Raw genomic sequence first — 12,949 nt, forward strand, 5'->3', positions numbered from 1 at the left:
CTATTATTTTATTCCAAATATTTGGAAAATTTTTTTTAACATTAAGTTTTTTATATAAAATAATAGTGTTTTAGGAGAAAAAGATATGAAATTATTATTAATTGATATTGGTAATACCACTGTTGATATTCGCCAATATGATAAAACAAGTGATAAATTAACTAAAGTTATTCGTCCAAATACAAATGACTTAGCTTATCGTTCATCAAATGTTTTAAAAAAAGTTTTAGAAGATAACAATATTGAAATTGAGGCAATTGTTTATAGTTCAGTGGTTCCTGTATGAAATGACATTATTCGTGCACTTGCAAGTAGCTTAAATGTTGAAATTTACAGTGTTAGAAATGAATTAAGTGCTCTTGAAAGTGATTTTAATTTAGATGCACTTGATAAATTGGGAGCAGATTTTATTGCAAACTTTTATGGTTTTAAAGCAACATCAACAAAACAAAATGCAATTATTGTTTCTTTAGGAACCGCTTCAACTGTTGCTCTTGTAAAAGATTTAGTTTTTCAAGGAACATATATTATTCCAGGAATTGGAACAGGTTTAAACGCAATGTTAAAAAACGCGGCATTACTTGGAGAAAATAAATATGGTGTATCACAAAAATTAATTGGTAAAAATACAATTGATGCTATTAATTTAGGAACTCACAATGCCCATTACTTAATGATAAAAGCAATTATTGAGCAATTAATAACTCAGTTTTCCCTTGATGATTGTCAAGTAATTATTACTGGGGGCTATTCTCTATTATTTAAAGAACAAATAGAAAATGATCATTATACTTTCAATGAACAATTAATATTTGATGGAATGATTTCAATGTTTAATTCCAAAACACGCTAAAGCGTGTTTTTTTTATAAAAATGTTAAATTTATAAATTTTGTGACGATAACTATATTAGGGGTGAAAAAATGTCTAAGAATAAAGACAAAAAAATTAATGATAGTGACCTACTTTATGTAATGATCCAACAAAGAAAAAAATTAAGTAAATATGTCCAACATTGACTTAAAAAAACTAATTATGATGCCGATATTGATTATCATCAATTTACTTCTTTTATAAAAGATACATTTGGAATTAGTTTTAATGATGAACTTTTTAAATGAGATATTAGTAAGAGTGCTATAATGGAAATGGAAGTTGAAACAATTAAAGAAATTAATAAATACATAACTTCCTATAATAAACTTATACAATCAAAGGTGGAATTAAAAATGCCAAGAATTACACAACAATGTATAGATATTTACAAAACAATGAATGCAGAAATTCAAATTCTTAAGGAAGAAAACAGATTACTTCGAGAAGAAAATAAATTACTTAAAGAAGAGAATCAAAAATTGCGTTTAATGCTTGAAAAAGTACTTGTTATATTACAAAAACATGGTATTAATGTGGAATTTTAAATATTAATATATAAAAAACCTGTGCTTTAAGCACAGGCTTTTTATATTAAAATTCTATACCTTTACGAGAATTTACTCCCTTTTCAAAATAATGTTTTTTAGGTTTAACCTCTGATATTAGATCTGCAATCTCATCCAATTGTTCAAATGAATATCGTCCTGATAATGCCACTTCAATATTTTGATTTCGAGTTTTTAATGCTAAAACAAATTCTTCTTTATCAATAAATTTATTTTCAAGTGCTCCAAGAATTTCATCAACAATTATTAAGTCTACTTCATTACTCTTCAACAATTCTTTTAATCTTTCAAAACCTTTTTGAGTTTCAATTTTAAATTCTTCGACTTCTTGCTCATTCATATCTCAAATAAATTTTGTTGAAAAGTGATAATAGTTTTCAACTTCTACACCGATTTTCTCAAGAACTTTGTTTTCACTAGTTGGGCGATTTTTTAAAAATCTAATATATTTAACTTTCATATTTGAACCAACAGCTCTAACTGCCATTCCATTCAAAATTGAAGTTTTACCTTTACCTTCTCCACAATAAATATGAATATATCCTTGCTTCATATATATTTCTCCTTATTCTAAATATTTTTTTAGATTATTATTTCATAGTTTCATTAAAGGATCATAGAAAAAATAAGCAATTAAGCAATTTGATACTCCATGAACTACATCAAAAATAATTCCTCTTATTCAATATGCTCAAAAAGCATATTGATCAAAAAAGATTATCTTAATTAAAGCATCAACAAAACCAAATAGCAAACCAAATAAAGTACATAGTAATATAAAACTAAATTTATTTAATGTTTTTGTTTTTTTCAATGCATACACAAGAAAGTTTAAGGCTGGCCAAATAATAAAATAAAGTAGAATTCAATCACCAAATCCATACATTAGACCTTCTAATGTGCAAAAAATTATGGTAATTATAAAAGCCATCTTAAATCTAAAAATTATTGTAGCATAAGCAATCATTAAAGTTACAAACTCAACATTTGGAATGAATGCTAAAACAACTTGCAATCCAAAAACCATAGCAGCATAAATTCCTATTAGAGTTAATTCATAGGTATATCGTAAATTATTGTTGTATATCATTTATTAGAATGTTTTCAAAGTAAATTCAAATTGATTTGAACCTAATAGAAATAATGATGAAGAACCTACTGAACACATATTATCAACTTCATTTCTGCATAGTTCGTGTGTTGAAGAAGTAATTGATCAATATTGACTACTTTCATCAGCTTTTATTCCTCCAACTCCAACTATATATGCTCCAAATGAACTAAATTTAAATTCAAAGTTACCAGTAGCTTGTAATACTTGATCCAATGTTTTAATTGAAGTTTCAACAACAGTTTCTTCATAGAAAGTCTCTTCTTCTAAATTAATTCCTTTTAGAGCTATATGTCTCTCTCCACCGTCTAGTTGTCCTTTTAAATTTACATATTTATATGTAAATACTGAAAATAAAATAATAAATGTTGCTAATAATAGCGCCATTAAATTTATGGCTAATGTTTTTTTATCAATTTTCATTTTTTACCCCCTAATTTTGAGAAATAAAAAGCACGAATATAATCGTGGCTTAAATTTAATATTTATTTTGCATATTATCAAAAAATAAATATCTTCTTTTATAGCCAGTAAAAGAATAATAATTTATTAAAGAATAGGTCTCCTGACTTAGTTTCATTTTAACAATAAGCCTTCTCAAAAACTAATGTTTTAATGGCATATTTTATTGTTAATCCACATTACAGTTGCTGGTACAGTATGAGAATTACACTCATTTCCCTTTTGCATTCTTCAATTTAGATTTGCTTTTCTATTTCTAAATAATTTTAACAAATAAAAAAAGAAAAACTTCTAAGAGATTAAAAGTTTTTCTCATTAATAATTTCATCAGCTATTTCATAACCTCTTCTAATGGCACCTTCAACATAACCATTAAATTCTTTGGCCTGTTCAGTACCACCAAAATAAATGTTTTCTCATTTTTTTCTTCAATAACCAAAGTTTTTAGTTCATTCTCCAATATTCATTTTGGAAATAAAATATCCATCTTTAAACATTTCATCATTTCAGTCAAATTCAATATATTGAGTTGGACTTAGAGCTGCTTTATTTTGTCATTGTTCACAGATTTCATTGCTTAAAATTTCTTTTCGTTTTTCTAAACTCAAATTTAGCAATTCATCTTTTTTCTCTCCAAATACAAATCCTGTATAAATATATTTGCTATTTTCTGGAGTAGTATTTTCAATTGCTTTAGCAATGTATCCTTCAGTTTTAAAGAATAAACCATTCATTTCAGTTGATCAAAAACGATTGTTATAGACAAAATTAAACTTTAATACTTTTGAATCACTATAAGCACTAAATAGTTTTTTAAATCCAGTTGGTAATTGAGGTTCAAACTCAATTTTTTCAATCATTTTTGGTGAAATACTGATAATTAATTTATCAAATTCATATTCATTTTTATTGGTTTTTACAATTGTTGTTTCATCATTTTTTATCACATTCTTAACCATTTCATTTAAGATAATATTTTGCTCCCCAATTTTTTCTGCCAATCTTTCAATTAATGAAACCATTCCACCCACAATTCGTTGTTCATTAATTCCATTTTCATATTCTGTCAGATATTTAATTGAGTTATTTGATTTGATATAAAACAATACTTGCAATAATGATGTGTCACTTGACTGGCAATTTAAAAAATGACCGGCCAATAAGTTGGCAATTAATTTACGTTCTTGACTAGAGTCAATTTCACTTTCAAGTCATGTTTGAAATGAAATATTATCTCATTCTTGTGCTTTGGGATGATCAATCAAATTATCTAAATTAATTTCTTCAACTAATTTTTCTAATTTTTCCATAGTCTGTAGAGTAAGTTCAAAATTTAAACCCTTTTTCAACTCATTTTTAAATAAATTTGATTGATCTAATTTCATAGATGTTGAAAAAGTTTCGATTTTTAGTTCCTTTATCAATCGAATTACTTCTGTATTTTTTGACCCAAATCATTGTCCCCCAAGTTCTATTTGAGAACCATCATCCAACTCTTTGTTATACAGTCTTCCCCCAACTGTATTACGTCCATCAATTATTGTTACTTGGTGTCCTGATTGAATTAGCTTATAAGCAGAGGCTAATCCTGAAGCACCAGCTCCAATAATACCAATTTTCATTTTTCTTTTTCCTCCACTTAAATTTTAATACAAAGTTGAAATAAGTCAAAGAAATTTTGCTAATAAAAAAACAAGTAAATATACTTGTTTTTAAAGAATTTAAATTATAATCCACACTTTAATTGTGCACCACATCCAGAACATGTTACACAACCTGCTGAATCAATTAAAGTTCCAATTGTACACATTGGACATAAGTCTCCAACATCATTTCCAATTTTTTGTTCTTGAGTAATTTTTTTAGGAACATCACCCTCTTTAATTGGTGCTAATGCTTCTTCTTTTAATAAATCACTATCGTTTGAATCAAGTGATAATACTTGAGTATCTCTACTTCCATCAACATAAACAGTTCCACCTTTTGCTCCACCTTTGTATAAACGTGTGTAGATTTTTTCAACTTGCTCTACTTTATAACCTTTTGGTGCATTAACTGTTTTTGAGATTGAAGAATCAACTCATCTTTGAATAATACATTGAACATCAGCATGATCTTCAGGTGACAATTCCATAGCACTTACAAAATAATCTGGAAGTGGTTTGTCATTGTATTCTGGATTGTATTTCAATCAATCTTGAACAATTTTGGCTTTAACTTCCATAAATTTACCTAATCTTCCACTTCTAAAGTAAGAGAAAGCAAAGTAAGGTTCTAATCCTGTTGAACATCCCACCATTGTTCCAGTTGAACCAGTTGGTGCAACTGTTAATAAGTGAGAGTTTCTAATTCCATCTTCTAAAATACCATTTCTAATGTCTTCGGGCATTTTTTTCAAATATCCAGATTCAATGAATTTTTCTCTATCTTCTAAGAATGGGAATGATCCTTTTTCTTTTGCTAATTTAATTGAAGTTTTATAAGCTGTTACTGCAATTGTTTCAAAGATTTTATCAACAATTTCATTTCCTTCTTTTGAACCATATTTAACTCCAGCTCAAATTAATAAGTCATGAAGTCCCATAACCCCTAATCCAACTCTTCTTTCTCCAAGTGCTTGTTGTTTATTTGCTTCTAAGAAGTAAGGAGTTGAATCAATTACGTTATCTTGCATTCTTACACATACAGAAACTGTTTTTTCTAATTTTGAATAAAGAATTTCTTTTGTTTCTTTATCAACAAAGTTTGATAAGTTAACTGCAGCTAAATTACATACAGAGTAAGGTGCTAAAGGTTGCTCACCACAAGGGTTTGTTGCAACAACTTTTTGCCCATATCCTTTTGCATTTGTCATATCATTGGCAGCATCTAAAAAGAAAATTCCAGGTTCTGCAGAATAAGTTGCACAGAAGTTAATTAAATCTCATAAATCTTTTGCTTTAATTGATTGATAAACTTTTGAAGGATATCTTCTTTTTTCTCATTCAAAAACGTCTCCAATATCGGCTCATTTAGTATCATAGAAATACTTTTGTTCCTTTGTTAAGTTTTCTAAATCAGGATATTTTAAATCTCACATTTCATCATTTTCAATCGCTTGCATAAATCTATGTGAAATTGTAACTGAGATATTTGCACCAGTCATAAATTCTGAATTGGCAACAACTCATTTACCACCATGTTTTAATTTTTCTTGTGCTTCTTTTAATAAGTCACTATCTACATTATCTGAATTAGCAACAACATTTTCATATAATTTTTGTTCTGTTGCTGTTAAATATTCAAATCTCAATTTGTTATTTGCTTCTTGACGAATCAATTCACTTTGTGAATTGTTTCTCAATCATAACAAAATGTTTGGATTTTGCATTTTTGAAATAATAAATTCAATTACATCTGGATGTCAATCTGCTAACATAATCATTTGAGCACCACGTCTTGAACCACCTTGTTCAATTAAATGAGTTAATAAAGATAAATCATTTAATCATGAAACAGCTCCACTTGAACGCCCTCCAACCGATTTGGCAGGTGCACCTTTTGGTCTTAAAGTCGAACCATTAGTTCCAACTCCTCCACCTCTTGACATAATTTCTGTAACTTGAGCTCTATGATGAGAAATTGCTGCTCTATCATCTTTAATAAATGGCATTACATAACAGTTAAAGTAAGTAACTTCACTACCACTTCCAGCTCCATACAATACTCTTCCTGCAGGAATAATGTTTAATTCACCAAGTTCTTGAGCAAATTCTTTTCCAATTTCCTCTCTTAATTCTTCTTTTTCAACTTGAGCTAAATTATATCCAACTCTTTTGGCAATTTGTTCAAAACATAATTCCAATGGTTTTTCTAACTCATATTTTTGTTTAATAATTAAGTTTTCACTATTTGTTTCTTTTAATAATTCAGGATCAATTGCTCCTAAATAACCTTCTTCAACTTGCACAACATAGTGATTTTCTGACTTGATTTCTTTTACAACTCCAATTCCTCTTGAAGGAAATACTGGATCTGCTTTAATAGTTGTAATAACTAAATCACCAACTTTTAAAGACACTAAGTTTTTGTCTTTTTGAGAATAGCGATCTAACATAACCATTCTAGAAACTCCATCAAATACCATTTTATCTTCTGGTTGAATTTCATATAAATGTTTGAAGTATTTTTTAATATCTTCATTTAAATTGTTAATTTGTTGTTTATTGTATAAATCTTGCATTATAACTCTCCCTTTTTGATATGTAAAAACCGACATTTTTACAAAAAATTAATCCACTTCTGCTAATGTGTACAAGTGGATAACTTTTTTATAATACTATAATTTTAAAAAAAATCTATTAATTATTATTTTTAAATTGTATTTTAAACCCCTTACCAGCAAGGTTTTAAATTTTTTTTAAATTTCTAGTTATCTAAGATTTGTGGTATATTAATTAATCAAGTAAAAAAAGTTATCCACAATTTTGATATAAAAAAAACTCAATGAGTAATCATTGAGTTCATATGCGCATATGATATTGTAAATTAACGTTTTGAGAATTGAGGTGCTCTACGTGCTCCATAAAGTCCATATTTTTTACGTTCTTTAACACGAGCATCTCTTGTCAATAAACCATGTCCTCTTAATTCAGGTTTGTAATCTTTTGAAGCTTCTAATAAAGCTCTTGCAATTCCTAGACGAGCAGCTCCTGCTTGTCCAGTAAATCCTCCACCTTTAACAGTAATTTTGATTGAAAAGTCTGCTTTTGTACCTGTAGCTTCTAAAGGTTGTTCCATATCTTGTACTAAAGTAGCATATGGGAAAAACTCTAAAGCTGGTTTTCCATTCACAATAATATCACCTTTTCCAGGTGTTAAGATAACTTGAGCAACTGAAGATTTTCTTCTTCCAGTTCCTCTATACATAACAGTATTTTTTGCAGCCATTATTTGTTATCTCCTTTTTTTGCGTTAATCACTAAAACTTGTGGGTTTTGTGCTTGGTGTGGATGTTCAGATCCAGCGTATACGTGCAATGCACGGTATTGGTTAGACCCTTGAACATTTTTAGGTAACATTAATCTTACAGCTCTTTCAACAATTCTTTCAGGGAATAAGGCACGTTGTGTTTTAACGTTTCTTGATTTTAATCCCCCTGGGTGCATTGAGTGGTGGTAGTAATTTTTATCAGTTTCTTTTTTACCTGTTAAAATTACTTTTTCTGCATTAATAACGATTACGTGATCTCCATTATTCATGTGAGGTGTAAAAGTTGGTTTATGTTTTCCTCTTAAAACTTTAGCAATTTCAGTTGATAAACGTCCCAAAATTGCATCAGTAGCGTCAACTACGTATCATTTCTTATCAATATCTGATGATTTAATAAGTGTAGTTTGTTTCATGTGCTTGTTCTCCTTCGCTTTCCGGGGCTTATGAGTAAGCATATATATTATATATGAGAATTAATATTCTGTGCAAGAAAAATAAACTAAAAAATGATTAAATTAGATATTTTTCATATAATTTATTAATAACTTTTGAAATTAAGGCTTTATAAAATTCTCTATTTTTGGAAATATATATCATTTTTAGAATAAATAAATTTTTATTTATTCTAAATTTATAATTTTTTGAATCTATTTGTGTCTTTTAAAAGTTAGTATCTTAATAATTAAAAAAATCTCATATTATATGAGATTTTTTGAGTTATTAATCTTTAATACTTAAAGCAACTACTGGATTAATTTTTTGAATATTTGATCATCCTACTCCAAATGTTAATAAACATATACCTGAAAGGACTCCTAACACTCCTACTGGAAGATATCATGCAAATTGTACAGGTAAGACCCAACTTGTATTTAAAGCCAGGAATAACGCTGCATATTCAAATAAATATCAACCAACAATAAATCCAATTGTAAACATTGCAAGAACGGCTCAAATATAAGTTGAAAGAATTTGCTTTACAACATATCCATTTGAATATCCTAATGTTTTCATTGTTGCTATAAATTGTTTATTTTCATAAATAATTAAACTTGTTGTTAATAAAATAATTGTTGTAGAAACTATTAATGCAATTACCATAAACATAATAATAATCATGTTAACTAAGTCAGTAATTTGCCCAAGAATCTGTCTAGTTTGTTCCATTGGCATCATTGTTTTTAATGAACCAATACCAAATCCTTCCACAAATTTTGTTGGATCAACTTCCATCTCACAATTAGTTTCCTGGTCGTTACATTCTGGATCAACTTTTTTAAATTCAAAGTTACCATTTAATCCTTGCGAACTGAAATCTCCAAATTTTTGTGAAGTTGAAAATCCTTTAATTAAATCTAAAATTTCTGGATTTGGAGAATATTTATAATTATAAATCGGATATAATTTTTTAAATAATTCATTAATTTTATTTGCAGCAAAAGATATTTCTTCATCTTCACTATTTAATAATTCTTTAAATTCTTCATATTTTCCAATAGTTTCATTAAAAATATTTTCTAATTCCTGTCCATTTTTTCCTAAGAAATTTGAATTATAAAATTCAGGAATATTTAAATATTCTTTACTAAATCATTGTTCAAAATTAAATTTTTCTATTAGATCATAGCCCATTACTTCATTTGCAACATCATTTGAAATTCATGCTTGAGGTTGACCATATCCATTTTGTATACCCACAATTTCAAATTCGTAATTATCATCATAACTTTGAATAGCTATATTTCCATCTGAATATGCTTTATGAATTTGTGTTTGATTTGTTGAAACTGTTGCACTATCTCCAGTTAATTTATATGAACTATATGAACCAGAAGCTACAGAACTTGGAATAGGAGGTAAAATTCCAATCTTAGTAGTATCAGCAAAAGTTTTATTTTTTGTTGAAAAATAACCCGAAACAGATTGAGTTTTATAGTATGTATTTTCAGATTCAAAACCTAAATTAATTTCCTCTTTATTTTTTGTTCCATCAAATTCAATAGCTTCTCCATCTTTTGAAAGTAATTCTTTAAATACCTTTAGATTTATTTTATCACCATTTTTTAAACCTGATTTAATTGCTGTTGTCTGATTAATTATAATTGGTGTTGTGTTACTATTTAAAGCAAATAAATTATTTTTTAAATCTAAACCTTTTTTATCTTGTAGTGATACAAGATTTGTATTTTTATTAACTCCATAAACTTTTAAAGTTTCATTTTCACTATTACGATTCTTAAATTGAGTGTTTAACATAGTTCCCATCTCTTCAGTATCATAATCAAATGGATTTAGATTAAAAGCAATATTATAATTTTTATTTTCTTCTCAACTATTTTTAATATATTCTTGAACAAAATATGGTGCTCTTGAATAAGTTGTTTCCAGTATTGCTGTTGACATCCTATTACCAAAAGTTGCACCAAATCAAATAGTTAACAAATAGTTAATTTGAAGTAATTCTTCATTCTTATTATCATTTAACATTTTATCAATGGTATCTTCAGTAATATCATGTATTGAATTAAAATAATTTGATTCAATTGGTACAAAATCAGCACTATAAGCATTCTGATCAATTTTAAATTCAGGTGTTACTTCAGGTGTTCAAAATACTTTCATTTCTTTCTTTGTAAATTTTTTATCCAATTGTTTTTGTGCCAAAGTTACATCAATTGAAATATTATCTTTCACTGTAATTGGATTATATTCAATTTTTAAACCTTGAGTATATTTATTATAAAATCACAACATATTTAATAAATATGTTTTTGCATCATGAACTCCTACAAATTCTAAAAGTTTTGAATGATCTGGCCATTGTGATAATAGTGTTCCTATTGCAAGACTTTGATAACTATCTGGAACAATTCTATCTAATACTCTTAAAAAATCTGTAGATAAATTTTTTCAATTTAAATAACTCATTTTTGATCAAGAATAACTATTTGATTCAGTTACATCAAATGCATAAAATGAATTATCAATCTTTCCTTTATATAAATCATCAAACATTTTATCATAATCAATAAAATTTCCATCGGTTGTAACTGGCAATCCAGTTCAAGAAGGTAATTTTGCTGTTGTTGAATCATAGTTCATATCTATTTTCTTATTTGATGAATCATTAATATCAAATCCTCATCCATCGACTTTATTTGGATTATAAGTTTTATAAAAACTTAAAGGATTATTTGCTAATGGTTGTTCATATTCAACTAAGTTTTCATAGTTCATTCCATTAAATGTTGCAGTCATATTATCTTTCATAACCTTTGGAGCAACTATTGTTGTTGTCATTAAAGTTGTTCCCAATAACATTGTTGCACTTACTCCTGCAAGTTTACCTAACGAAGTAATAGTTAAAGCAGTTCTTAATCTTGTATTAAAACTTCCTTTAGCTGTAATCAATTTCATTTTAGTTCCAAATTTTGAAATTGCTTTATCATCTCCACCTTTTAATAAAGTTAATGCAGATGTTTTAATTACAGAATATCCAATGATAAATGATAGAACTGTTAATAAAATTCAAACTAATAAAAGTCCACTTAAGAATGAAAACACATTAAATTGAAAATCATAGAATGATACGTTAAAGTATAGTGAAAAACTATTTACAACAACATATTCTAAGAAAATCGAAATTACATATCCTAAAAGAGAACCAATTACAGAAACAATTAATGGCGCTGCAATAAAGTTATTAATAACTTCTCTTTTTTTGTATCCTAATGCTTTTAAACATCCGATTTGTCTTCTTTGTTGATCAATTTGTTTTTTAGTAATTAATAAGATTGTCAATGATGCAATCGAAATAATTGTTACTAATAAAATAATTGAAGTTGTATTGTATGCAATAATTACTGTTTCAAAAGTCTTTATTCTTCCTGAAAAAGTATATGCTTCATCATTATTATCAAAGAAATAATTTGTCGAAACACCAATTGATGCATATGCTTTATATTTGTTATTAATTGTATCAATTAAATTTTGATCATAACCATCTCTAAATTTTATTGAATAATATGATTCTTTATCTGATTCAGAAGTTACAACTATTGGTGAATTTGCAATAACATATGTATACATATTTCTATTATAAATTCCTTTAGTTACTTTATCACTAAATTCATATGGTGCAATTTCTAATCCAAACATTGTTGGATCTAGATAAACAATAACTTCTGATGCGATATTTGTTATAACTGAAGTTTGATCAAGTAAAGGTGTGGCAAAGTCAGCTGATGACCCATAACCTACAACTTCAAATCAAACCATATTAGCATATTTACCAATATCTAAAATTTCCTTAATTTTTAGTCCTTCAATCTCTTTAACCATTTCAGTATCTGAACTCTGATTTACTAAGAATGAATTACCAAATTTATCTTCTTGAACTCTTACAATTGAACCAAGTTCAATGTTATGTTTTTTAGCAAAAGATTCACCAACTATAATTTCATTTTTATTTTCAATATTTCTTCCTTTTGAAATAACTAATGAATCAACAGCATTTGATGTTCCATTTGTTTTTGCTAAAGCTTTAATTTTTAAATCATTATTATTGATAGTAGTTGAAGCAAGAGTTCTTCCTTCAGTTCTACTTCAATCAAAACCATATTCAAAACTTAATTGATTCATTAAGTATTGTTGATACAACTCTTGATTATTTGCTAATGCTGATTCATCAAAATCCATGTATCAATTTTTTTCATTATTTTCATCTTCAAGTTTAATTCTGTCATTTGGATTTACTTCCATAACAACATCTCTTAAATTAGATTTAGTATTTAAGTCTTTATATGCTTCAATAATTCTTGTAGTTGTAGCACTTAAAAGTGAAATTACAAGAGAAACAAGCATAACTAAAAGAGATAAACCAATAATTTGTGATTTATTTCTTCCTGCAGACCTAAAAGCATTCTTTAAAAGAAGCCTTATTCCTTTCATATTAAATTTTCCTC

10 protein-coding genes and 1 riboswitch are annotated in these 12,949 nt (G+C 27.1%); of the genes, 2 read left to right on the top strand and 8 right to left on the bottom strand.

The genetic code is table 4. The annotated features are described in order from the left end of the window. Positions 1 to 85 precede the first annotated feature (85 nt). On the top strand, positions 86 to 853 hold the full coding sequence (locus tag SCULI_RS04720) for a type III pantothenate kinase (protein ID WP_025363487.1): 768 nt from the start codon (positions 86 to 88) through the stop codon (positions 851 to 853). A gap of 69 nt (positions 854 to 922) precedes the next feature. Beyond that, complete coding sequence (locus tag SCULI_RS04725; RefSeq protein ID WP_025363488.1) at positions 923 to 1,420, top strand: hypothetical protein; 498 nt, start codon at positions 923 to 925, stop codon at positions 1,418 to 1,420. Positions 1,421 to 1,466: 46 nt separating this feature from the next. Here SCULI_RS04725 and SCULI_RS04730 read toward each other — a convergent pair whose 3' ends face one another. The 8 genes from SCULI_RS04730 to SCULI_RS04765 all read right to left on the bottom strand — a co-directional run bounded on the left by SCULI_RS04730 (position 1,467) and on the right by SCULI_RS04765 (position 12,935). After that, the gene (locus tag SCULI_RS04730) at positions 1,467 to 1,994 is read right to left on the bottom strand and encodes a cob(I)yrinic acid a,c-diamide adenosyltransferase (RefSeq protein ID WP_025363489.1); all 528 of its coding nucleotides are present in this window, start codon (positions 1,992 to 1,994) and stop codon (positions 1,467 to 1,469) included. 12 nt (positions 1,995 to 2,006) lie between these two features. Next, on the bottom strand, positions 2,007 to 2,531 hold the full coding sequence (locus SCULI_RS04735) for a hypothetical protein (protein ID WP_148294474.1): 525 nt from the start codon (positions 2,529 to 2,531) through the stop codon (positions 2,007 to 2,009). Between the two features lie 3 nt (positions 2,532 to 2,534). Next, a complete protein-coding gene (locus SCULI_RS04740) occupies positions 2,535 to 2,975 on the bottom strand; it encodes a hypothetical protein (protein ID WP_025363491.1) in 441 nt (146 codons plus the stop codon). Positions 2,976 to 3,110: 135 nt separating this feature from the next. Next, positions 3,111 to 3,235: riboswitch (cobalamin riboswitch) on the bottom strand. A 78-nt stretch (positions 3,236 to 3,313) separates the two neighbouring features. Further along, entirely contained in the window at positions 3,314 to 4,636 is a 1,323-nt protein-coding gene (locus SCULI_RS04745) for a flavin monoamine oxidase family protein (RefSeq protein WP_025363492.1), read from the bottom strand. A gap of 104 nt (positions 4,637 to 4,740) precedes the next feature. Then, positions 4,741 to 7,236, bottom strand: a complete 2,496-nt coding sequence (locus tag SCULI_RS04750; protein WP_025363493.1) for a vitamin B12-dependent ribonucleotide reductase — start codon at positions 7,234 to 7,236, stop codon at positions 4,741 to 4,743. Positions 7,237 to 7,541: 305 nt separating this feature from the next. Further along, entirely contained in the window at positions 7,542 to 7,943 is a 402-nt protein-coding gene (rpsI, locus tag SCULI_RS04755) for a 30S ribosomal protein S9 (protein WP_025363494.1), read from the bottom strand. After that, on the bottom strand, positions 7,943 to 8,398 hold the full coding sequence (gene rplM, locus SCULI_RS04760; RefSeq protein WP_025363495.1) for a 50S ribosomal protein L13: 456 nt from the start codon (positions 8,396 to 8,398) through the stop codon (positions 7,943 to 7,945). Before rplM ends, rpsI begins: the two co-directional genes overlap by 1 nt. Before the next feature lie 307 nt (positions 8,399 to 8,705). After that, positions 8,706 to 12,935, bottom strand: coding sequence for an ABC transporter permease (locus SCULI_RS04765; protein WP_025363496.1), 4,230 nt, complete (start codon positions 12,933 to 12,935; stop codon positions 8,706 to 8,708). Between the last annotated feature and the right edge of the window lie 14 nt (positions 12,936 to 12,949).

It is taken from the genome of Spiroplasma culicicola AES-1 (assembly GCF_000565175.1).
GTDB lineage: Bacteria > Bacillota_I > Bacilli_A > Mycoplasmatales > Mycoplasmataceae > Spiroplasma_A > Spiroplasma_A culicicola.